Here is a 22,323-nt window from a genome sequence, read left to right as displayed (position 1 = left end):
CTCGCTGACCGAGGGCGACTGCCTGATCGAGGTGGTCGAACCGGCCGGCTCCGACACCTTCGCCGTCACCAAGCTCGGCGGCAAATCCGTCGTCGCCCGCCTGCGCGCCGATACCGGCATCGCGCCAGGACAAAACACCCGCCTCGCCTTCAATCTCGATAAGGCCGTGTTCTTCGATCCCGAAACACAGGCGCGGATCGCGTGAGGGCCAGGTGCTAACATGAGCGGTTCACCTGACATCGTCATCATCGGCTCAGGCGTCGGCGGCGCCACGGTCGCGGCCGGCCTGGCCGTGATCGGTGCGCAGATATTGATCCTCGAAGCCGGTGATCAGATCGCCGACCTTCCGGTCAACCGCGACCAGCGCGCGATCTTCCAGCGGGGACATTTTCGACCGAAGGAAACCTGGTACGAGGCAAGCGGCAAGGGGTTCAATCCCGGCAACTACTACAATGTCGGCGGGAATTCGAAGTTCTACGGCGCCGTGTTGTCACGTTATCGCAAGCAAGATTTCGACGTCATCCAGCACCGGGAGGGCGTGTCGCCGGCATGGCCGTTTCCGTATGAAGCCTTAGAGCCGTGGTACTGCCAGGCCGAACGCATGTATCAGGTCCGCGGCAGCCTTGGCGAAGACCCCACAGAACCGCACCACTCGGCTGCCTACGAGTACCCGCCCGTCCCGGACGAGGCGCCGATTGCCGATATCAGGGCGCGTCTCAAGCGGAAAGGCCTGCATCCGTTTTCTCTACCGCTCGGCCTCGATCTTGACGCCTGGCTCTCCAAAGCACGCACGCCGTGGGATGCGCACCCCAACGCCCGCGACGGCAAGATGGACGCCGAGACCGCAGCCCTTTCAGTGGCGCTGAGCCACGAGAACGTCCGGCTCGAAACCAATGCGCGCGTGACGAGGCTTGACACGGGAGCGGGGAGCCGGATCGACCGGGTGACCTATGTCAAGAACGGGGAGACGCTGACTGTTTCACCTGAGATCGTGATCCTTGCTGCCGGCGCAGTGCAATCGTCCGTTCTTTTGCTGCGCTCGAAAAACGACCGCTTCCCAAAGGGTCTGGCGAATTCTTCCGACCAAGTGGGCCGCAACTTCATGAACCACAATGCCTCCGCGGTCATCGGGGTCTCGCCGCGGTTCAGGAACACCTCCATCTACCAGAAGACTTTTGCCTTCAACGATTTCTATCTCTCCGACGGGGAGGGAGGGCCGCCCCTCGGCAACGTGCAACTCCTCGGTCGCATCTCTGAAAAGGTTCTCAAGGGCTCTCTGCCCCAGGCTCCGGAATGGCTCCTGCGCTTCATCACCGGCCATGCCATCGACTTCTATGCGATGAGCGAGGACGTTCCTAATCCCGAAAGCCGGGTCATGGTGGATGGAGATCGGATTATTCTCCAATGGCAACGAACCAACTGGGACGCTCATCTCGCGCTTGTCGCCAGGCTGAAGGCAATCCTGAAGTCGATCGGGTTTCCGATCGTGCTGGCGAGGCCCTTCGACAAGCGCACGCCCTCCCATCAGTGCGGAACGATCCGCATCGGAAACGATCCCGCGGCCGCGCCGCTCGACGCCTATTGCCGGTCTTATGATCACGAAAATCTCTTCGTCCTCGACGCCAGTTTCCTCCCCACATCGGCCGCTGTGAATCCTGCGCTTACTATCGCCGCCCAGGCACTGAGAGTGGCAGATCACATCGCGTCGAAGGACTTGCAGGCACGAGACGCGCTGGCAGACCGAACGGACAAAATAGGACAGTAAGATGAGTTTCGACTATATCATCACCGGCGCCGGCCCTGCAGGATGCGTGCTTGCAAATCGGCTGAGCGAAGATCCAGATGTCAACATCCTCCTGCTCGAGGCGGGTGGAGGCGACTGGAATCCGCTTTTTCACATGCCCGCGGGCTTCGCCAAGATGACCAAAGGCGTCGCCAGCTGGGGATGGGAAACCGTTCCCCAGAAACACATGAAAGGCCGCGTGCTTCGTTATACGCAGGCGAAAGTCATTGGTGGCGGCTCGTCCATCAACGCACAGCTCTACACGCGTGGAAACGCGGTGGATTATGACCTCTGGGCTCGTGAAGACGGCTGCGAGGGCTGGGACTATCGTTCGATCCTTCCCTATTTCAAACGTGCGGAAGACAACCAGCGCTTCGCCGACGACTACCACTCCTATGGCGGTCCGCTCGGCGTCTCGATGCCGGCTGCGCCGCTGCCGATCTGCGACGCCTATATCCGTGCAGGGCAGGAGCTCGGCATTCCCTACAATCACGACTTCAACGGACGCCAACAGGCAGGCGTGGGATTTTATCAGCTGACGCAGCGCAACCGTCGCCGGTCGTCGGCATCGCTCGCGTATCTCTCGCCGATCAAGGACCGGAAGAACCTGACGGTGAGGACGGGCACGCGCGTCGCGCGTATTATCGTGGAGGGAGCCCGTGCGACAGGCGTCGAGATCGTGACCTCGCACGGCCAGGAGATCGTGCGCGCCGACCGCGAAGTATTGGTTTCCTCCGGCGCCATCGGATCACCGAAGCTGCTTTTGCAGTCCGGCATAGGACCGGCCGACTATCTCAAGTCGGTGGGCGTCAAGGTGCTCCACGATCTGCCGGGTGTCGGCGGCAACCTCCAGGATCACCTGGATCTTTTCGTCATTGCCGAATGCACGGGCGATCACACTTATGATGGCGTCGCAAAGTTCCACCGGACACTTTGGGCCGGCATCCAATATGTCCTGTTCCGCACCGGTCCTGTCGCCTCGTCGCTCTTCGAGACCGGCGGCTTCTGGTATGCCGATCCTGAAGCCCGTTCTCCTGATATCCAGTTTCACCTCGGCCTGGGTTCGGGCATCGAAGCCGGCGTCGAACGGCTCAAGAATGCGGGCGTGACGCTTAACTCCGCCTATCTGCATCCGCGCTCGCGGGGCACGGTACGTCTGTCATCCTCGGACCCAGCTGCCGCTCCATTGATCGACCCCAACTACTGGTCCGATCCCCACGACAGGACGATGTCCCTGGAAGGGCTGAAGCTCGCTCGCGAGATCATGCAGCAGGCGGCGCTGAAGCCCTATGTCATGGCCGAAAGGCTACCCGGACCGAAGATCATGACCGACGAACAGCTTTTCGACTACGGCTGCGCCAACGCAAAGACCGACCATCATCCGGTCGGCACCTGCAAGATGGGGAGAGGACCCGACGCGGTTGTCGGGCTTGATCTCAAAGTCCATGGCTTGGAAGGCCTCAGGGTCTGCGACTCATCCGTCATGCCGCGCGTGCCGTCATGCAATACCAACGCGCCGACGATCATGGTCGGCGAAAAAGGCTCGGACCTCATTCGGGGCTTGCCGGCACTTTCCCCCACCATCTTCGCCTACGAACGTAACGATGCGAGGCCTCGGGCCCGCGTCGAAATCCGGTAAGCCATATCGAGAGGAGAGACGACAATGTCTGAAGTCAGAGTTGCAGTGCTTGGCGCCTCGGGCTGGATGGGAAAGGTCCACACGATGGCCTATCAGACCTTTCCGCACTTCTTCGGAGTGTCGGACGGAACGGCACGGATCGTCGCTCTCGTCGAAGGCCCCTCGAAGGCAGGCGGGGATCTTTCCCACAGGGCGCCGGGTGCAAGAATTCTTCAGGATTGGAATCTCGCGGTCGCTGATCCGGATGTCGATCTGATCGATATCTGCCTGCCTGACCACCTTCACTATCAGGTGGCCAAGGCGGCCTTGCTGGCCGACAAACATGTCTATTGCGAGAAGCCATTGGCAAACACCGCCGCCGAGGCGCGGGAACTGGCCGACATCGCCCGGGCGAAGGGTGTCATTACCCGCGTCGGACACGCCTTTCCTCGAAATCCCGTCCATGATCTGGCGAAAGACATCATTCAATCCGGCGAAATCGGCGAGATCAAGCTGTTCCGCGGCTGCCAGCACGTCGACATGTATGGCGATCCGAGCGCGCCCTTCATGTGGCGCGCCGATGGAAAGCTTGCACCGACCGGGATCGTCGGTGATACCGGCTCGCACATCTTCAGCTTCATGGATTTCCTGGTCGGCCGCGTCAGTTCCCTGATCGCCGACAATCTCATTGTGACGCCGCGCCGGCCTGTCGTTGAGGGCCTTGCCTATGGCGAGCAGGTGAAACTGACAGGCAATGAGACCTGGGCTGATATTACCAATCCTGATGCAACCAATCTGCTGTGCCGGTTCGAGAACGGCGCCGGCGGGGTCGTCGATTTCAGCCGTGTCGCGACCGGCCGCAAGTTCATGCAGACCTACGAAATTTATGGAACGAAAGGCAGCATCGCCTATACCTATGACGAGATAAACCGGCTGCGCTTCTACTCCAACGAAGACCGGACGGGGCGGCGCGGCTTTCGCGAGATCGACGTGGGTCCTGAGAACCCCACCTTCCGGGCCTTCCTTCCTCTGCCGAATTTCGGCCTGGGCTACAATGAAAGCAAGATCATCGAGGTGGCCGAGGTGATCCGCTCGATCGTTGCAAACAGGCCGATGTGGCCGACATTCGATACAGGTCATCACATCTGCCAGATTGTCGACGCATGCATGGAGTCCTCCCGGCAAAGGCGCTGGGTCGACATCCCGCTGGGTTGAACGCCGATGACCATAGACGTTCCGCAGGAAATTCTTGACGCACTGACCGATGTCGACATGCCGCGGCTCCCAACCGAGCCCGGACCTTCGGACGTGGTCCGGCTCGCCGGCGTCGAGGCGCCGATCTATCGAGCCGGTTGCGTCGTCGTCGGATCCGGCGCGGCAGGTCTGCGTGCGGCGGTGGAAATGAAGCGGCGCGGCGACGACGTCGTCGTTGTCAGCCAAAGCGCGTGGGGTGGAACCTCGGCCTGTTCTGGATCGGACAAGCAGACCCTGCACACGGCAAATACGGCCGATCAGGGCGACAATTACAACGCAATGGCGCGCGCCATCCGCAGCGGCGGCGCCATGGACGAGGACACGGCCTATGTCGAGGCGGTAGGCTCTTCACGGATGATGGCATCGCTCCAGTTCTTAGGTCTGCCGCTGCCGCAGGATCCGCTTGGCGGGACGCTCAGATATCAGACCGACCATGACGAGGTCGGCCGCGCCACCAGTTGTGGCCCGCGCACCTCGCGCCTGATGGTTAAGGTGTTGGCCGAGGAGGCGATCCGGCTCGGAGTGCCGTTTTACAACCAGACCACCGCGGTAAAGATCCTCACCGAGGGCGCTGGCGCTGACCGCCACGTCGTCGGCATTCTCGCTATGCGCGCTACCGACCGTACGGAGGAGAACCCGCTGGGCATCGCGCTGTTCGTCACCGGCGTGATCGTGCTCGCCGCCGGCGGCCCGGGCGAACTCTATCGCGACAGCGTATATCCCAACGGTTGCTTCGGCTCTCTCGGATTGGCGCTCGAGGCAGGCGTCGAACTCGTCAACCTGACCGAAAGCCAGTTTGGCATCGGAACACGCAGAGAAGGGTTCCCCTGGAACCTGTCCGGCACCTATGTCCAGGCGATCCCGCATATCTACTCGCTCGATTCAGACGGCGCCGAACGCCATTTCCTGGCAGAATACTACCGCAGCACGCAGGAGCTGGCGTCGAACGTCTTCCGCAAGGGCTATCAATGGCCATTTCACGCGACGCGCATGCTCGACTTCGGCTCAAGCCTGGTCGACCTTGCCATCTCCCGCGAAACCGCCGCAGGGCGGCGCGTCTTCATGGACTTGAATCGCAATCCCCTATCCGTGCCGGGCGACCTGCCGTTCAGCCTGGAAAGACTGGATGAAGACGTCCGCGACTATCTCGGCAAGGCCGGCGCCGACCAGGACATGCCGATCGATCGATTGAAGCATATGAACCCGCTCGCGATCGAACTCTATCGCCGCTACAAGATCGACATTGCCGAGGAGCCGCTGGAATTCGCCGTCAGCAACCAGCACATGAACGGCGGCATCATGGTCGACACCTGGGGCCGCAGCAGTCTCGGCGGCTGTTACGCGGTCGGAGAGGCAGCGGGCACACACGGCGTGACGAGGCCGGGTGGAGCAGCGCTCAATGCCGGGCAGGTCTTCGGTACCCGCGCGGCAGAGCACATCAGCGCGACCTGCAGGGCAAAGCGGTACCCCACGGGGGACATAACCGGTACAGCAGAGGCAGGTATCGCCGACCTCCTTGCCGTCCTTCGGACCGAGAGCCCGCTCACCGTCAAATCGATCCGTTCGCAAGTGCAGGCACGAATGAGCGACAAGGCCGGCATCCTCTGCGATCAGGAAAGTGTCAGCGGTGCCCTGATTGAAGCACGCAAGCTGAATGCTGAAATTCGCGCTAACGGCGTCGCCTACGGTCGAGCAGCGGAGGCGGTTCGCGGCGTGCAATGGCGGCATATGGCGCTTGCTTCGGAAGCCGTGCTCAGCGCGCTTGATTTCTTCATTCGCAACGGCGGCGGCAGCCGTGGCGCGCGCGCGATATGCCATGCGGAGGGCGAATCTCTTCCGCTGGCGAACTCAGGGCCGTTACAGGACTATCGCTTCCGAAAGGAACGCCAAGCGCACCGGGAACAGCAGATTATCGTGCGGCTCGATGGCAATGAGATCACGCTTTCCACACGTCCGAACCGCAGCTTTGACGAGAGCGCCAGATCCTTCTTCGAGCGGGACTGGCCGGCCTGGTTGACCGGCCGTATCTACGACCGCGGCACGGATGGATAAGGCTCCGCATCGCCCTCGCGGCGTGTGTTGATCAATCGGGATTCGGCACCGGCGGCGGAACACGGATGCGTTCGGTCTCGTCAGAACCTTCGGCGACGGCTTCCTCGCTTTTGCGCACGTTCCGCGGCGGGTCCTTTCCTTCGACCGGCTTCGGCGACAACTGGTCGTCGGCCTGGATTTCGTCGGTGTTCAGGTAGTTCTTGCTTTCGCCCATAGCGGTTACTTCCGGTTGGAGAATTGCGGGGCAGGGATGCGGTCCTTCCGGTCGGCGCGGCCTGTTTCCGGATCGGTATCGGTGACACCGTCGCCCGCCTCGCGGCTGCTGCCCATGCTGATTGGCGGCTTACGCTGGTCATCGACATTGGCCTCGGGCAATTCGTCGTCCTGAGTGTCCTCATTCAGTGACTTCGGCGGAAGCTTTGCGGAATTGGGGATGGAATTCGTAGGCATTGGACAATCTCCTTTACCAGCTAACTCCGACCGACATTGCAGGTTCCCTGGTTCCTCTGAGATCGACATCGCGGCTTACAGATCTGCTCCAGCTGCGGAAAAGTCGAGCTCGATCATGACGGGCGCGTGGTCGCTCGTATGCGCCCAGCTGCGGGGCTTTCTCCTGACGGTTGCCGATCGAAGCAACGGCGCGACTGCCGGACTGAGCAGGAAGTGGTCGATCCGAAGCCCTGCATCCCGTTCGAAGCTGTTCCGCCAGTATTTCCAGAAGGTGTAGATGTGCTCTCCCGGATGCAGATGTCTGACGGCATCGGTCCAGCCCTGAGCGACGAGATGAGCATAGGCTTTGCGCACTTCCGGCCTGAAGAGGGCGTCGTCCAGCCAGCGCTCAGGCTTGTAGACGTCGATCTCCGTCGGCATGACGTTGAAATCGCCGGCCAGAATCGAAGGTACATCGAGCTCCAGGAGTTCGGCGGCGTACTCCTGCAGACGGCGGAACCAGCGCAGCTTGTAATCGAACTTTGCGCCCGGAAACGGATTGCCGTTGGGAAGATACAGGCATCCGATCAGGATGCCGTCGACGGCAGCTTCGACATACCGGCTGTGGGTATCGTCAGGATCACCAGGAAGACCGCGACGCGTCAGTATCGGTGTCTTACCCTTCGCCAGGATGGCCACCCCGTTCCAGGATCTCTGTCCGTGCCAGATGGCGCCGTAGCCGGCCTGTTCGATCTCCTTTCGCGGAAACCTGGCATCGTCTGTCTTCAGTTCCTGGAGGCAGACCACATCAGGGGCGTCCTCCTTGAGCCAGCGCAGCAGGATTTCCAGCCGCCCGTTGATGCCGTTGACATTGTAGGTTGCGATTTTCATGAGCCCCCCGGAAGCCCGGGCGATGCCGGGCAAGATCTAAAAGCGCTCCTGAGTGTCCTCCTCAGGGAGTCCCCGTCCGCAATCGGCCCATTTTAGGCGGCTCTCCACACCATAGTGTCCCGCCGGGTTGATTTTCTCCGGGCGGTCGAGCGAGCCGACGGTCACCCGGATCAGTTCGTCGCCATCGTACTGAAGATAGAGTGGTGTTCCGCACTTGCCGCAGAAGCCGCGCGTGGCGATCGGCGACGATCGGTACGATTTGGGCGTACCGGCCGTCCAGGCAAGGTCGTCGATCCTCGCCTGGACCAGGACCGCGAAAGGGCCTCCGGTCGCCTTCTTGCACATGTCACAGTGGCAGTAACCCGAATGCGGCGGATCACCGGCGAATTCGTACCGGCAGGATCCGCAAAGACAGCCGCCGGTCCATCGCGCTGCCATGGCTGGCTCCTCAACGCGTCGCGCCAAAGACGAAGGCGATACCGGCCACGATCGCCGCGGCCGTCAGCGGCTGCCGGCGTATGCGATCCTCGAGATCATGGACGAATGTGCGGGCTTCGGCCTTTGCCAGGCGAGCCGATCCGGACGCCAGTTCCGATGCGGACTCAGCGACGCGGCTTGCTTCTCTCTGAAGAGATCGCATTCCTTGGCGATCGACGCCGGAGGCGTCGGAGGAGCGGGCAGTGTCGCCCGTCGAGTTCAGAGCTTGATCGACAAATGGATATTGCTCGTCCAGTCTAGCGGGATCCGGCTCCCGCTTCACACGCTCAGCCGCTTCGACGTCGCTGCGTCCGGCGGGAATAGAAGTGTGAGTGGCAGACACCGGGTCGGACGCAGGAAAAGTATCCTCAATTGCTTTGTCGAGTTCGCCTTTTCGCGCCTGCTTCCGCTGCTCTGCCTGTTCTTTTCGCATGGACTGGACTGCGGGGGATTCGTTCGGGTTTGCCATGGAAGTTTCCTCTGTTGCACCTTGAACAAACAAAGCGGCGAAAAGCGGAGAAGTTCCATAGAATGCTTCGGCGCTTAACAGCGATGCACGAACAGCCCCTCGCAGAGGTGCGCTTGAGGTGCCACCATGCGACATTTTTCCGATAACAAGCATTACAATCGGCGAGCGGCGGACCAAAGTCTTGCCGCACCTACTACCTAGGTCGGTTGCATTCTTTACTCGGAACAGCGAAAAGTCTCATACGTCGTATTGCATGGGAAGCGGCAACGAACGGACGAATGAGGCTATGGCATGAGTATCCGGAAACGCGATTTTCTGAGGCTGGGCGGCAGTGCGGCCGTCGCTCTCATCGCTGCTGCATCACCAGTCAGTTTGAATTTCGGCGGTTCCCTTCCTGTTCTGGCGGCGGACTTTGCGCAGGCAAAGGACGGCAACAACGGTAATGGTGGAGGGAATGGCAACGGCGGCGGTAATGGCAATGGCAACGGGGGAGGGAATGGCAATGGTGGCGGCAGCGGCAACGGCAATAGCGGTTCGGGAAACGGCAATGGTGGAAATTCCGCCGGTGGTGGAAGATCGTCTTCCTCTAGCACAGGATCGTCAGCAAGATCGGGCGCGAGAGCGACAGCGGCGTCCGATGGCTCCATCGACGTCCGTCATTCGAACGGCATCACTGAAACCCTGCAACGCGGTCGCTACATTATGAAGGACTCGAAGGGCCGGACGATCATCAGTCGACAAGCAACGGCAAACGATACCCGCCGGATGAGCCGCTTTCTTCGCTGACGCATGATAGGCGGGTGATAATCCGTCTCAGCGCCGTTCGCGCCACTGTAGAGCCGCTTCGGTCCGGTTTGAGGCGCCGAGCTTGCTCAGGATTTGGGTCATATGGTGTTTCACAGTCTTTTCCTGCAGGTTGAGACGCAAGCCGATATGCTTGTTTGACAGGCCTTGAGCGACAAGATCCATCACCTCGCGTTCCCGTGGCGTCAGGCTGCTTTTGTCGGAGGTTCCGCCATTCAAGGAATTTTCCATGACTTTCGCCGACATCGTCGGCGATATATATCGCGAGCCACGCAGGACGGTTTGGATTGCTTCGGCGAGGCCACGTGAACCAACACCTTTCAGAACATAGCCCATCGCGCCCCGTTGCAGAGCTCCCAGTAAGGTGTCCACCTCCTCGGATACCGTCAACATCAGCACTTTCGTTGCGGGGCTCCGCGCAAGGACGTCACTGATCGCAGAAAGCCCGCCGCCGGGCATCGAGACATCGAGGAGCATGATGTCGGGGCGGTTGTCCGAAGCGATCATCGCCGCATCATCGCTGCTGGCCCCCTCGCCAACGACGATAAAGCCGCTGATTTCGGATAGGCTGCGCGTTACACCCTCGCGAAAAAGCGGATGATCATCCACGACGCCGATGGTGATTGATGTCATTCCTACTCTCCCACTTCCATTGGCTCAAAGATCATGGTCACGGTCGTTCCTCCTTCGCCTGTCTTGATGTCGAAGGAACCTCCCAGGCTGTCGACGCGCTCGCGCAAACCCACGAGGCCGAGGCTCGTTGGCCTCACCTCGGTCGGATCGAAGCCGTCGCCGTGATCGCTGACCTCGACACGGACATGACCCTTGTGCGAGACGGCTCTGACAGCCTGCTGAACGCCGCCGCCGTGGCGATAGGCGTTGTTCAAGGCTTCCTGAACGAAGCGATAGATACAGATCTTCACGGCTGGAGGAAGTTCCGGTCCGTCCTCGTCGATAACAGTTTCGACAGGTGTTTCGGTCTTGTGTTGATGCGCTTCGACGACCCGCGTGACGATCTCGGTGATCGAGGATTTTTCGATGTGTGGAAGCACCAGGCCTCTGCAGATATTGCGGATCTCCGTCATCGCTTCGGCAAGGCTCGAGCGTATCCAGGCAAGCTCCTTCTCACGCGCTTCGGGCTGGGTGGACGCATTGATCAACACGTCGCTGTCCAGGCGCAATGAGGCATAGGCGATGTGCTGGGCCGGACCGTCATGCAGATCGGCACCGATGCTGCGCAGATATGTTTCGTTCAGCGCCGCCGCACGCTGGGAGGCGCGCTGCAGGCGCCGCTGAAGTCCGCGGTTTTCCGCCAGCAGCGCAGAGAGTTCGGTGACCCGGTCTTTGAGATCCTTGCGCTGCGCCTCGATCGTGCGGCTACCCCGGAACACCAGAACGGAGAGAACAAGGAAAAAGGTCGCCGTGAGGGCGGCGACGGCGCCCCAGCTCCGGAGCCTTGCACGCGCCAGACTATCGCCCAGGCCTTCGGCTGTCTCGTAGAACTCAAGAACGGCGACCGCCTGTCCGGACCACGGCTGAAGCACCGGGTTATAGATCTCCATCAGCGGCTTGCCGAGTGCGCGCTCTGTGTCGCTTTCCGGATCGTTGGCGATTTCATAACGCGCGACGAGAGACCCTGCGAATGCCCTCTGCAGCTTGTCGCTGACCGCAAACTTCCTGCCCACCAGCTCCTTCTCGTTCGAATAGAGGATGGTGCCGTCGCTCCGCCACAGCTTGAACGAAACAAGGCGTTTGCCGAGTGCACCCTGACCGAGCGTCTCATCCAGAGCCTGAGCACTCGCTTCATCAAGCAATGACTCGGTTTGCATATCGGGAAGGAGCGGCGCGATCACGCTGTCCACATAAAGCGCTGTCGCCGCGCCCGAATTGTGGATGACGGTCTCCTCTATGAGGTGGCTCACGAAAAAGCCCACCACGAACATGGCGGCAATCGAAATGAGCCCACCCGCGATGAAGAACTGGGAGGCGAGTGAGCGGGCATTCCAGCGGCGAAGCCAATTCATTTTGATACCGATAATAGACTTGCCGATGAACCTACCGCGTCTTCAGAGTTTTCCAAACAGCGTCAGGGCAAATTCCTCGTGTCGAACACCTCGGCGCCTCTTATGCTCTGGGTCAACCCCACGGTATCGCCGGACATGGCTGCGCCGAAGAAGTAGAGAAGGGCGGCCAGAACGATAACAAGTGCGAAGACGGACGCGTTACAGGCGTCATTCACTCGGGATCTATGACTCTGATTCATGTTCGGATCTCCTTCGCTATCGTTCGAAACGGCGCGAGTCCGACGCGCGTTCCACTCCAGGGACTTCGGTCCGACAGGGCTGGGACCAAGGTCTGACGCCCATAGACATCAACGGATTCAGTCATATTTCACGATCGACAGACCAAGGTTTGGAGGCTTGTACGTGACGATTTCCATAGATATCGAAAGCAACGCCTATGAAGCATCTGCCTCTTCTCTCGCGCCGTTCGAGGAAGGCGTTGCCAACCTTTACGACACCCTTCTCGTCCCGATCCTCTTCGAACCCTATGCGTCGGAGCTGGCGATCGTCGCCGAACGGTTGAAACCGGGCAGCGTTCTCGAGGTTGCTGCGGGGACCGGCGCTTTGACACGCGCTTTGCGGGCGACACTCGATCATGCAACGGAACTCGTTGCCACCGACCTCAGCCAGCCGATGATCGACGTCGGCGCACCATCGTTGACGATGTCGCGGACACACTGGATGCACGCCGACGCGCAAAATCTCCCCTTCGCGCCCTCGATGTTCGATCTCGTCGTCTGCCAGTTCGGGGTGATGTTCTTTCCGGATAAGCTGAAGGCCTATGGCGAAGCTGCAAGAGTGTTGCGGAGCGGCGGTCGTTTCCTGTTTGCGACCTGGGATTCGCTTTCTGCTAACGACTTCGCGAGATATGTGGACGAATGCCTGGCAGGCCTCTTTCGGTCCGACCCGCCGGACTTTCTAAGTCGCCTGCCATATTCCTATTTCGACCCTCATACGATCAAGACACAGATGTCTTCGGCTGGATTTGATTCGGTTTCCTGCGAGCGGATCGAGTTGACCTCCGTCGCGGCCGCGCACGATGTCGCTGCAGCCTTCTGTCAAGGCTCTCCGCTCAGAGGAGAGATCGAAAAGCGGGCACCGGGGCGCATTTTGGAAATCGTCGATGAAGTGGCCGAGCAACTGGAATCGCGCCACGGAGTGCATCCGTGCGGCGGCATGAGTGCATTGGTTGTCGTCGGCCGTGTGTCATAATTCTCGTCAGCGTACGGCGGCAATCATGCGGTTCCTCCATATTTGAATGTCCAAAAGTTCCTGCCCACCGAGATATGACGGCTCACCGCGGTCAGCTTGTGCGTTGCGCGTAGGAAGGCTCGCGCATGGCTCGGATGACGTGCCGTTCTATCTCCGAGCAGGTCTCGTCATATTCCCGCACCAGGTTCGAATTGAACCGATGCCGTCGAACTGCGTCACGCGCTTCGACGGCCATCTGGTAGGCTTCGAAGAGCTCGAGCTGCCACGGGTCGCAGGTTTCCATGATCAGCTTGCGCATCTGCGGCAGGCGCATCGCCAGGCGCCTGCGTCCCGCCTCCCGACGGTTGGATCGTGCCATCTCCTTCAGTCTCCTCAATGCCCGCGACGACAGGGCCTTCGATCCGCAATTAGCGCCGGCGACCGATATTGAAATGGGTTTTAGGACCAAAGGCCGAGGCCATCGGACTGAGGTCCGGGGCGTGGAACGACCCTGCCTCCAGCTAGTTGGTTTTGCAGCGGTCACGAAGGCCGCCTCGAAACAGAAGGAGGAGAAAATGCTCTCCAAGCTTATCGTCGGTGCGGCCACTGCCGCGAGCCTCATGTCGGGCGTCGCATTCGCCCAGTCCTCGACCGTTAATGGTGCGGCGGGTGGCGCGGTTACCGGTGCGATCGTCGGTGGCCCCGTCGGTGCTGCTGTCGGTGGCGTTGCCGGGGCCGTTGTTGGCACGGCGATCGATCCGCCGCCGCAAAAGGTCGTCACCTATGTCCGCGAGGCTCCAGCACCATCGGCGCGCGTGGTCGTGAAGGAGAAGATTGTCGTCGGCCAGCCCCTGCCGGAGACGGTCGTCGTGACGCCTATTCCGGATGACCCGACCTATGCTTATGCGGTGGTCAATGATGAACGTGTCATCGTCGAACCGTCGTCCCGCAAGGTGATCCAGGTCATCAAGTGACCTGATGCGACGCAGCCACTGCCGCGTCATTGCTCCGCAAATCATCTTAAAACCTGAGAAGCGCCGCACGACAGACGGAAGCGCCGTCGTGCGGCCAAAAAAGCAGAGAGATTGTTATGAAGACCAAGACACTCGCAGCGCTGATGACGGCACTCTCGATCGGCGTTTCGCCGGTCGGTATCATGGCCGCCTCAGCGCAGGATGCACCAATCCTTCCCAAGAAGGGTGCTGCCCAAAACAACCAGTCCAGCGGTGGTGCGACCCAGCAACCGGATGCGGGGGGCGCCACCTCCTCGGGTGGCGCAGGAGCATCGAGTAGCCAGGATGCGCAGCAGCAACCTTCCGGCTCCGACGGAAACTCGTCGGGGGCGTCGACCGGAACCTCCACGGATGGCTCCTCGGGTCAGACGACAACTCAGCCCGGTGCCAAGACGCAGTCCGGAAGCTCGACCGAAACCGGCTCCGGTGCCGCAGGCACGGACACCTCCGACGGAAGCCCGGATGCTTCGAAGTCTCCCAAGTCGGGGCAGTCCTCGACGGAAAGCCAGAAGCCTGCCGGCAGCGAGAACACCGGCACATCGACCGGCTCCAGCGAGACCCAGAAGTCTGGCGACGCGAAGTCTTCCAGCGGCTCGACTGAGACCCAGTCGAACAGCAAGACCAACAACACATCCGTCGACAGCAGCACTCAGAAAACCACGAAGACCGAGACGAACAACACGACCAACGTGAACATCTCCGTCGAGCAGCAGACGGAAATCCGTACCGTTGTCAAAGAAGTTCACGTCGAGCCGGTTCGGGAGGTGGACTTCACGGTTTCGGTCGGCACGACCATTCCGAAGAAGATCAGGCTCGAGCCGCTGCCGCCGCGGATCGTGGAGATCGTACCGCAGTACAAGGCCTACCGCTTCTTCCTCCTCGCGGACGGCCGGATCGTCATCGTCGATCCCTCTGCATTCACGATCGTCTACATCATCTCGGCATAACGGCCGGTGCCCGGCGGCGACCGCCGCCGCCGGGGCCGAGGAGAGGGAACGTGATCTATTCCGAAGAGAAATCCGCAGGTTTGGCCGTGCCGCTGATCGCCATCCTGCTGGCAATCGCCGGCATTGTCGCCGTGCTTGTCGCCACCGGCGGCCGGCATGATAGCACCGCCGGCCGCGTCTGGGTTCCGCAGGCTCAACAGCAGGGGTCAGGACAATGAAAGCCATCGCATCCGTCGTCTTTGGGATCTTAAGCTCGGTCGGGGCCTGCATGGCTGCCGCATCTGTCGCGTCCTACGTCGTCGCGAACTCGGAACCTCATGCCTTTAAAGATCTGACGTCGCGCGATCTGTGGACGACGGCACCGGTGAAAGTCGATATCCGGCAGCAGCAATACGAGCGAATTCCGCCTCTCTACTCCAGCTACGTCACCGAGGCGCCTGCTATCACCACCTCCAGGGCGAAGCCGGTTTCCGATCGCCCGTCAACAGCCGAACTCCAGACACCGCAGCCAAAGCTTTCTGCCGAGCACCTTGCTTGGTGCGCGCAACGCTACCGTTCCTTCGACCCTGCGACCAATAGCTATCGATCCTATAGCGGCGGGATCCGCGAGTGCTCTTCGCCATTCCAGAAGATCGTCGCCGAAGCCGATGAGGGCGTCGCCACGAAGGTGAATGCACAGGCGGCGGCTCGGTGCGCTGCTCGCTACAGGTCGTATCGTCCGGAGGACAATACTTATCAACCATGGGAAGGACCAAGGCGCAGCTGCGGCACTTCAGATCTCGTCGCAACGAGCGACTAACCGATCGGCTGTGGTGGCGAAGAAAGTACTGAACCGCACCGATATGGTCACTCAGACCAAAGTCCATGTTGGAAACGCTGTGGTTGTGATAACTGGTTGCATTCGAACGTCGGAGATCGGGGATGGCGACGACGCTGATAACGGAAATCCAGCAGGCGCAGACAAGGCTTCCGTTCTTGAGCAGGGCGGACCGTGGCGCTCTTATCGTTCGCATCCTGCGCGAGCTGAAGACGCATAGGCAGCAGGTCCTCGGTCATGTCCCGGCCGAGCGCTGCGTTTGGATCGACACGCTGATTGAGTCCGTGTCCTCGACGATATCGGAAATCGCCGCCATGCAGGACGCCGAGTTCAATCGAGTCTTGAGCGAGTTCGAAAAGCTTATGGCGACGCTCGATGGAATTTCGCATGCGGAGAAGCGGTCAAAGATAATTCATTGAGAGGGTCACCGATGGGCGTTCAATTTAGCGCCCCACCGAAAGCGATCCCTGCGCGTCAGCGTTCCCTGCTCAAAGGGCGCCCAAGAAAAGCAAGATGGCTATCAAGCTCGATGGCGCAGGGCGTCCACGAGCGCCACGAAAGCCGGAGAGGACTGCCTTCTGCTGGGGTAGTATAGATGGTAGCCATCCCAGTGTGGGGAAAAGGCCTCCAGCACGCGTCTCAGACGGCCTTCCACAATATGAGGTAGCGCGACGTCTTCCGGTACGTATGCCAGGCCAAGTCCGTCCAGCGCCGCTTCCACACTCTGATAGGAGTTATTGAAGGCAAGCTGTCCCTCCACCCTGATCCTGATCTCTTTCCCGTTGTCTTCGAACTCCCATGCCCAGAAGCCGCCATATGTGGGCAGGCGCTCGTTGATGCAGTTATGGCGGACGAGGTCCTGCGGATGCTCCGGAACCCCATTGCCGTCGAAATATGAGGGCGTGCCGACGACGGCAAAAGGGAAATCAGGCCCGATACGTGTTGAGATCATGTCTTTCGCCACCTGCTCTCCCATCCGGACGCCGCCGTCGAAGCGCTCGGTCACGATGTCAGACAGCCCGTTCTCGCGTATCAGCTCCACCTTGATGTCAGGGTTGTTCGGTAGGAAGCGCTGGAGTTTCGGCCAGATGATCCATTTGATCGCGTGATCGGATGCCGTGATGCGAATGTTCCCCGCGGGCCTGTCCCGGAGCTCGGTGAGAGCGTCGAGTTGAGCATCGATCTCGTCGAAGTGCGGTCCCACGCCTTGGAACAACTGCTCCCCTGCGTCGGTGAGCGAAACGGCCCGCGTGGTACGGGTCAGAAGCCGGATTCCAAGCCGCGTCTCGAGCTGGCGGACAGTGTGGCTGAGCGCCGATTGAGATACGCCCAATTTCGCAGCCGCTCGCGTAAAGTTCTTCTCCCGGGCGACCGCCAGAAAGGCCATCAAGTCGTTGACGCTCTCGCGGGGCATTCACGATCTCCTTCGGATCAAAGGGCGGTTGTACTGAATTTGCAGAGACTGGACATTGAAATCATCGTGAACACCTGCCCGGCCGGTTCGCACTGGAACAAGTTGCGGCGCCGGCCATTTGTCGTCCATGAAAACAGCCCTGCCGATCTCGCTGCTCGCTCTGGCCTTCTCCGTTGGCGGTGCAGCCGCGCGGGAGCTCCGACCCGAAGACATCAATACCGCGTCGTTTGCGTCCATCGGGACTGAGAAGCTTGCGCCGGGAGATCCAGACCCTGCGATCGTCCGTCTTCAGGTCCTGCTCGACCGCGCAGGCTCGTCTCCCGGCGTGATCGATGGCCTCCCCGGCGAAAATGTCGACAAGGCCGTGGCCGGCTTCGAGGCGATGAACAATCTTCCTGTCGATGGGAGGCTGGATCCAGAGGTCGCCTCCCGCCTTGAAGGCAATGCTCCTGTCGTTGATAGCTATGTCGTCTCGCCAGAGGATGCGGCGGGTCTGGTTGAGAAGATCCCTGAAGACTATGGCGAGAAGGCAAAGATGCAGAGCTTGGGATATACGAGCGTTGCCGAGAAGTTATCAGAGCGGTTCCACATGGGTATCGATCTCGTGCATGCGCTCAACCCGGCTTCGCAGTTTGCTCCCGGCGACACTGTGTGGGTGGTGAACCCGGGTCCTCCAAGGGACGGAAAGGTCAAGAGGATCGAGGCTGACAGGAAGACGGGGCAGGTGCTCGCCTATGCGGCGGATGGATTGCTGCTTGCAGTCTATCCCGCAACAATCGGAAGCGAAGACAATCCGGCGCCGTCAGGCAAGCACAAGGTCAAGGGCGTCGCGAGGATGCCGGTCTACAGATATGACCCGAAGCGCAACTTCAAGCAGGGAAAGAACAACAAGGTCCTGACGATCCCGAAAGGGCCGAACGGTCCTGTTGGTACGGTCTGGATCGACCTGACCGAACCGACCTATGGAATACATGGGACACCTGAGCCGAAGCTCATCGACAAGGTTGGATCGCATGGTTGCGTGCGGCTGACGAACTGGGATGCCGAAGAGCTGGCTGGCATGGTCAAGCCAGGCGTCATGGTGGACTTCGTCAAAGGCAGTTCCGCCGCTCCGAAGTGAACGGAATATATTTCTATTCCGATCCCTTCTCGGGTTTGCTGCCGATAGGACGTCGGGCGCTTCCCGGCATCCCCGACCGCCTGTCAGGCTACAAACTAATGCAGGGATCCCACGCCGATATCGAGCTTCGCTGCCATGTTCACCAGATGCGGCAACGTTCGGGCGTTCATCTTCCTCATGACCTGACCGCGATGAGCCTTCACTGTGATCTCGCTAATGTTCAATTTGAACGCCACCTGCTTATTCAGTAGCCCTTCGGCGACGAACTTCATGACTTCCCGCTCTCGCGGCGTAAGCGTCCGGTAGTTTCCCTCGAGGCGACCTATCTCCACGGTGGCCAGAATGGCCGCATCAATCTTTTCCGTGAGAGCGTTCAAGTCGAAGGGCTGTGGTATGAAGCTGACATGAAATTTCGTTGCATTCACGGTCATCGCTTGACCGCCATGGCCGGTGAGGACGATCACCGGGCAACGGATAGCATGCGCGCATATTAGATGTGTCAGATCAGACGCGGTGAGATCAGGCAGCCTCGCGTCAAGAACAACGCAACCTAGAAAGTCCGCCCCTGGGCATGGCAGAAATTCCGTTCTAGATTTATAAAGGTGCGGCTGCCAACCGTTTAAGCAGATGTTTGCGTTTAAAGCCGAAGAGATAGTATCGTCGTCACTCAAGATGACGACGATTGCGTCTTCCGGTGAGAGTTTCTGCGCCTTGCGCGTTGTGGCATGCGGGTGGTTGCCGGTGTACATTGCCATTCTCCTTTAAATTGTGTCGAGAATCTGTGGGCAAAGATCTTAGAAATGAATTGTACTCGCGTCCGACTGTTGATTGTCGCGATCGCTGCTGGAATTTCTTTTAGTGGATAGCGATTCAAAATGGGACTTAAGTACTATGAGAGATTCTGAAAAAATCTGAATCGCTGCTTTGGTGCGCGGCCCGTGCCCTTGGAATAGGGGGCGTTTCTATGGTTTTATGGCCTAAATACCATTGCCTGGACGGATGAGAGAGTGCTTTGGGACAGATCGAGCTAGGCCTTTTCGAGTTCTGCGGTTGGGAGCTTGACCTCGCTAAGCGAGAGCTGCGTGCCATGGGAGCGCCAGTACCCATCGGCAGTCGGGCATTTGAAATTCTGGAAACACTCGTGGTTTCGGAAGGTGGTATTGTATCCAAAGACGACCTTATGAAGCGCGTTTGGCCCGGACTCGTCGTCGAAGACAATACAATTCAGGTTCACATATCGGCAATTCGTAAGGCGCTCGGAAAAGATAGGAATTTGCTGAAGACCATTTCTGGTCGAGGCTATCGTATCCTCGGCGCGTGGACGTGCCATCGTAAATCAGCACACGCGCCGGCGCCGACGCCTCCCATCCACCCGCGGTCAACTAGGAATTCGTTTTTTACGAATATTCCGGCCTCGATGTCTGATTTGGTGGGCCGCGAGACGACGATTACCCAAGTCCTGAACCTGACTTCTGCCTATCGAGTTGTTACGCTGACCGGCCCCGGCGGTATCGGAAAGACCGTGCTTGCGTCGGAAATCGCCCGCCGTTTGCTGCCATCGCTGGACGGCGACGCCTTCTTCGTAGAACTTGTATCCCTGTCGGATCCGAGCCTTGTTCCCACAACGCTGGCTCAAGCCCTCGATTTGCATCTTCAGGGAGACGACATTTCCGCAGAGCTGGTGGCGCGCGCCATCGGAACGAGGAAGATGTTGTTGGTGATCGACAATTGCGAACACGTCATCGACGCAGCCGCCGCAATGGTCGAGGCGATCGTGCGCGCTTGCCAAAACGTATCGGTGCTCGCGACAAGCCGAGAGCTTCTCCGTATCGAGGGCGAATTCGCTTACCGCGTGCCCCCGCTCGAGGTTCCGGCGAGCGAGGATCTCGGCAACGCTCTGGAACATAGTGCAGTCCAGCTCTTCATCGCTCGCACCCGGGCCTTGCTATGGGATTTTTCGCCAAGCGAGGAAAGGCTGTCTGCCATCGCGACGATATGTCGGCATCTCGATGGAATTCCGCTCGCCATCGAATTTGCCGCCGCCCGCGCTGCGACCCTCGGTCTCCAACAGATCGCCGGCCGACTGGACGATCGCTTTGTCCTGCTGACCGGCGGACGTAGGACGGCTCTGCCTCGCCATCAGACACTCCGCGCGGCGCTGGACTGGAGCTATGAATTGCTGCCGGAAGCCGAACGCCAGCTGCTTTGCAGTTTGGCGATCTTCCCGGCGGGCTTTACGCTGGATGCCGCCGTGGCGGTCAGTGGGGAGACCGAGGCGGAAACGGCTCTCGCTATTTCTAATCTCGTCTCGAAGTCTCTGGTGACATTCGAAGGAGCGGAAACAGGTCCTCGCTGGCGTCTCCTCGAAACCGTGCGGGTGTACGCGCGCGAAAAACTCGGCGTCCGTGATAGCTACCAACGCGCCATGCGTCGGCTGGCGAAGTACTTTCTGTCGTTCTTTCGGCCGTTTTCGGAGGAGCGCCATCTTCAGGCTGCGATCGAAGATATTGCTCGCTATCGCCGGGAGATCGACAATCTGCGTGCCGCGTTGAGATGGGCACTCTCGCCCGATGGGGACGGAATTCTGGGCGCAAGGCTCGCCGCCACCACGAGCGACTTCTGGACTGCCACGTCGCTCGTTTCCGAGGCGGGTGACTGGGCGGAAAAAGCGCTCGAACAGATCGGCGAGGAGAGCGGAAGTCGCACGGAGATGGTCTTGCGATGCGCTCTCGGATTCGCGCTGATTTACACCCAAGGCATGAGCCATCGCGGCAGGGACCTGCTGACCGGTGCCTTGTCGCTGGCAAAGGCATTCGATGACTTTGATTACCAGCAGCGCGTGACATGCGCACTTTGGCTGTTCTCCGCCCGATCGATGGAATTGGAAGACGCGCTGGTGTTTGCGCGTGAATACGAGCAAGTCGTCAAGGGACGAGACATACAGTCCCGGGCTACGGCCGCATGGCTCGTGGGAATCCCTCAAACCTATCAGGCGGAGCACCAGGAAGCTGGCGAGCGGCTTGATTGGGCGGCGAGGCATTTCCCCTTCGACAATCGGCGCAAAGATATACTGAGGCTGGGGGCCGACGTTCGGACGTCCTCCATGGCCCACAATACGGTAAACCTGATCTCACGCGGTCAGTTGGACGCGGCGGTTCGAACGGCTGAGGAGTCGATCCGGGAAGCACGCGAAACAAGGCAGCCATTCGTCTTATGTGTTGCTCTCGCATGGTCGGCTGCCTTCGTTTCACTAAGCCTTGACGAAGTGCATCGAGCCAAGGAATACGGCGAAGAGTTGCTCGACCACGCATTGCAGCATGGCCTGCGCCCTTTTCACGCGGTTGGCCTATGCGTGAAGGGAAGTCTGGCGGCTCGATCGGGCGATCCTATGAATGGAATCGACGCGCTTCAATCCGGCATTGGTGAAATGCGTGAAGCCGCGTACCTGCTTTTTTATCCTTTTTTCTTATGCGAGCTGGCGTCTGCGTTGCAGGCGGCCGGTCGTTTTAATGAGGCGCTTCAGGAAATAGGAAATGCTCTGCATTTCTCGGAGCAAAAAGGTTACCGGTGGATGGTGCCAGAGATTTTGAGAAGGAAGGGCGAGATATTAGCCATTCAGAACATCAGCGACGCCTCTGATGTCCAAAACTTGTACCAACAGGCAATGCAGCAAGCCTCCGCGCAAGGCGGAATTTACTGGCAGATTTCGGCAGGAATCAGCCTCGTCGAATTCCTTGATCGCAATGCTGGAGGCGGATCGGCTCGCAATATCCTCCTTCCGATCTACCAGCAGTTCACGGAAGGATTTTCCAGCGTCAAACTGTCACGAGCAAAGATGCTGATCGACGGTCTGGGCTGAAGCGAAGGCCGAAAATCGCTGCACGACAGTCCCTGCGTCGCAACCGAAATCAGATATGGACCCACGTCCATGTCACATGGAGCAAGGCCGCCGGAAAACCGGCGACCAGGCAGGCGGCCGAA

The 22,323-nt window shown here is 59.9% G+C and carries 24 protein-coding genes and 1 pseudogene; 14 read left to right on the top strand and 11 right to left on the bottom strand.

What is annotated here, in order from left to right; genetic code table 11:
- The 5 genes and pseudogenes from RWJ89_RS10365 to RWJ89_RS10345 form a co-directional block, all read left to right on the top strand.
- A pseudogene (locus RWJ89_RS10365) lies at positions 1–205 on the top strand (sugar ABC transporter ATP-binding protein); the annotation flags it as partial.
- A 15-nt stretch (positions 206–220) separates the two neighbouring features.
- Complete coding sequence (locus RWJ89_RS10360) at positions 221–1,765, top strand: GMC oxidoreductase (RefSeq protein WP_132615159.1); 1,545 nt, start codon at positions 221–223, stop codon at positions 1,763–1,765.
- A 1-nt stretch (position 1,766) separates the two neighbouring features.
- Entirely contained in the window at positions 1,767–3,422 is a 1,656-nt protein-coding gene (locus tag RWJ89_RS10355; protein WP_316029773.1) for a GMC family oxidoreductase, read from the top strand.
- 24 nt (positions 3,423–3,446) lie between these two features.
- Positions 3,447–4,616 carry a Gfo/Idh/MocA family protein gene (locus tag RWJ89_RS10350; RefSeq protein ID WP_222061441.1) on the top strand — a complete coding sequence of 390 codons (1,170 nt, stop codon included), beginning with the start codon at positions 3,447–3,449 and terminating at the stop codon, positions 4,614–4,616.
- A 6-nt stretch (positions 4,617–4,622) separates the two neighbouring features.
- Positions 4,623–6,707: an FAD-dependent oxidoreductase gene (locus tag RWJ89_RS10345; RefSeq protein WP_222061446.1), complete on the top strand. Its 2,085-nt coding sequence runs from the start codon at positions 4,623–4,625 to the stop codon at positions 6,705–6,707.
- Between the two features lie 31 nt (positions 6,708–6,738).
- Here the strand turns inward: RWJ89_RS10345 and RWJ89_RS10340 are convergent, their stop codons facing one another.
- The 5 genes from RWJ89_RS10340 to RWJ89_RS10320 all read right to left on the bottom strand — a co-directional run bounded on the left by RWJ89_RS10340 (position 6,739) and on the right by RWJ89_RS10320 (position 8,973).
- Positions 6,739–6,921 (bottom strand): hypothetical protein, encoded by a 183-nt coding sequence (locus RWJ89_RS10340; RefSeq protein WP_131640303.1) that lies wholly within the window; start codon positions 6,919–6,921, stop codon positions 6,739–6,741.
- 5 nt (positions 6,922–6,926) lie between these two features.
- Entirely contained in the window at positions 6,927–7,157 is a 231-nt protein-coding gene (locus RWJ89_RS10335; RefSeq protein WP_077981258.1) for a hypothetical protein, read from the bottom strand.
- A 75-nt stretch (positions 7,158–7,232) separates the two neighbouring features.
- Positions 7,233–8,027: an exodeoxyribonuclease III gene (gene xth / locus RWJ89_RS10330; protein WP_168344989.1), complete on the bottom strand. Its 795-nt coding sequence runs from the start codon at positions 8,025–8,027 to the stop codon at positions 7,233–7,235.
- Between the two features lie 36 nt (positions 8,028–8,063).
- Positions 8,064–8,465, bottom strand: a complete 402-nt coding sequence (locus RWJ89_RS10325) for a GFA family protein (protein ID WP_168344988.1) — start codon at positions 8,463–8,465, stop codon at positions 8,064–8,066.
- Between the two features lie 10 nt (positions 8,466–8,475).
- Positions 8,476–8,973 (bottom strand): hypothetical protein, encoded by a 498-nt coding sequence (locus RWJ89_RS10320; RefSeq protein WP_025394173.1) that lies wholly within the window; start codon positions 8,971–8,973, stop codon positions 8,476–8,478.
- A gap of 291 nt (positions 8,974–9,264) precedes the next feature.
- Between RWJ89_RS10320 and RWJ89_RS10315 the strand changes: the two genes are divergently transcribed.
- Complete coding sequence (locus tag RWJ89_RS10315) at positions 9,265–9,759, top strand: hypothetical protein (protein ID WP_168274277.1); 495 nt, start codon at positions 9,265–9,267, stop codon at positions 9,757–9,759.
- Positions 9,760–9,786: 27 nt separating this feature from the next.
- Here the strand turns inward: RWJ89_RS10315 and RWJ89_RS10310 are convergent, their stop codons facing one another.
- The 3 genes from RWJ89_RS10310 to RWJ89_RS10300 all read right to left on the bottom strand — a co-directional run bounded on the left by RWJ89_RS10310 (position 9,787) and on the right by RWJ89_RS10300 (position 12,040).
- The gene (locus RWJ89_RS10310) at positions 9,787–10,410 is read right to left on the bottom strand and encodes a response regulator (RefSeq protein WP_020049578.1); all 624 of its coding nucleotides are present in this window, start codon (positions 10,408–10,410) and stop codon (positions 9,787–9,789) included.
- A gap of 2 nt (positions 10,411–10,412) precedes the next feature.
- Positions 10,413–11,801 (bottom strand): sensor histidine kinase, encoded by a 1,389-nt coding sequence (locus RWJ89_RS10305; RefSeq protein ID WP_222061449.1) that lies wholly within the window; start codon positions 11,799–11,801, stop codon positions 10,413–10,415.
- Positions 11,802–11,863: 62 nt separating this feature from the next.
- A complete protein-coding gene (locus RWJ89_RS10300; RefSeq protein ID WP_316030892.1) occupies positions 11,864–12,040 on the bottom strand; it encodes a hypothetical protein in 177 nt (58 codons plus the stop codon).
- A 163-nt stretch (positions 12,041–12,203) separates the two neighbouring features.
- Between RWJ89_RS10300 and RWJ89_RS10295 the strand changes: the two genes are divergently transcribed.
- Positions 12,204–13,052 carry a class I SAM-dependent methyltransferase gene (locus tag RWJ89_RS10295; RefSeq protein WP_316030891.1) on the top strand — a complete coding sequence of 283 codons (849 nt, stop codon included), beginning with the start codon at positions 12,204–12,206 and terminating at the stop codon, positions 13,050–13,052.
- A gap of 91 nt (positions 13,053–13,143) precedes the next feature.
- Here the strand turns inward: RWJ89_RS10295 and RWJ89_RS10290 are convergent, their stop codons facing one another.
- A complete protein-coding gene (locus tag RWJ89_RS10290; protein ID WP_168281618.1) occupies positions 13,144–13,410 on the bottom strand; it encodes a hypothetical protein in 267 nt (88 codons plus the stop codon).
- A 196-nt stretch (positions 13,411–13,606) separates the two neighbouring features.
- Between RWJ89_RS10290 and RWJ89_RS10285 the strand changes: the two genes are divergently transcribed.
- The 5 genes from RWJ89_RS10285 to RWJ89_RS10265 all read left to right on the top strand — a co-directional run bounded on the left by RWJ89_RS10285 (position 13,607) and on the right by RWJ89_RS10265 (position 16,227).
- On the top strand, positions 13,607–14,005 hold the full coding sequence (locus tag RWJ89_RS10285; protein WP_025394179.1) for a DUF1236 domain-containing protein: 399 nt from the start codon (positions 13,607–13,609) through the stop codon (positions 14,003–14,005).
- A 116-nt stretch (positions 14,006–14,121) separates the two neighbouring features.
- Positions 14,122–14,991, top strand: coding sequence for a DUF1236 domain-containing protein (locus RWJ89_RS10280; protein ID WP_316030890.1), 870 nt, complete (start codon positions 14,122–14,124; stop codon positions 14,989–14,991).
- 50 nt (positions 14,992–15,041) lie between these two features.
- Entirely contained in the window at positions 15,042–15,209 is a 168-nt protein-coding gene (locus RWJ89_RS10275) for a hypothetical protein (RefSeq protein WP_165503774.1), read from the top strand.
- Positions 15,206–15,790 carry a BA14K family protein gene (locus RWJ89_RS10270; RefSeq protein WP_168281621.1) on the top strand — a complete coding sequence of 195 codons (585 nt, stop codon included), beginning with the start codon at positions 15,206–15,208 and terminating at the stop codon, positions 15,788–15,790. The genes RWJ89_RS10275 and RWJ89_RS10270 overlap by 4 nt, the downstream gene beginning before the upstream one ends.
- Before the next feature lie 122 nt (positions 15,791–15,912).
- Positions 15,913–16,227: a hypothetical protein gene (locus RWJ89_RS10265; RefSeq protein ID WP_025394182.1), complete on the top strand. Its 315-nt coding sequence runs from the start codon at positions 15,913–15,915 to the stop codon at positions 16,225–16,227.
- 101 nt (positions 16,228–16,328) lie between these two features.
- On the opposite strand, the gene RWJ89_RS10260 is transcribed toward RWJ89_RS10265, so the two are convergent.
- Positions 16,329–17,222 (bottom strand): LysR family transcriptional regulator, encoded by an 894-nt coding sequence (locus RWJ89_RS10260; protein WP_168281625.1) that lies wholly within the window; start codon positions 17,220–17,222, stop codon positions 16,329–16,331.
- Between the two features lie 118 nt (positions 17,223–17,340).
- Between RWJ89_RS10260 and RWJ89_RS10255 the strand changes: the two genes are divergently transcribed.
- On the top strand, positions 17,341–18,342 hold the full coding sequence (locus tag RWJ89_RS10255; RefSeq protein WP_168281627.1) for a L,D-transpeptidase family protein: 1,002 nt from the start codon (positions 17,341–17,343) through the stop codon (positions 18,340–18,342).
- Positions 18,343–18,437: 95 nt separating this feature from the next.
- Here RWJ89_RS10255 and RWJ89_RS10250 read toward each other — a convergent pair whose 3' ends face one another.
- Entirely contained in the window at positions 18,438–19,091 is a 654-nt protein-coding gene (locus RWJ89_RS10250; protein WP_168281628.1) for a response regulator transcription factor, read from the bottom strand.
- A gap of 263 nt (positions 19,092–19,354) precedes the next feature.
- Between RWJ89_RS10250 and RWJ89_RS10245 the strand changes: the two genes are divergently transcribed.
- A complete protein-coding gene (locus tag RWJ89_RS10245; protein WP_168281630.1) occupies positions 19,355–22,201 on the top strand; it encodes an ATP-binding protein in 2,847 nt (948 codons plus the stop codon).
- Positions 22,202–22,323: the final 122 nt, after the last annotated feature.

The sequence above is a fragment of the Rhizobium sp. 10PS4 genome (genome assembly GCF_032464805.1).
In the GTDB taxonomy this organism is placed as follows: domain Bacteria; phylum Pseudomonadota; class Alphaproteobacteria; order Rhizobiales; family Rhizobiaceae; genus Rhizobium; species Rhizobium laguerreae.
Note: the sequence above shows the minus strand (reverse complement) of the source record. Positions and strands in the feature narration are given on the sequence as shown.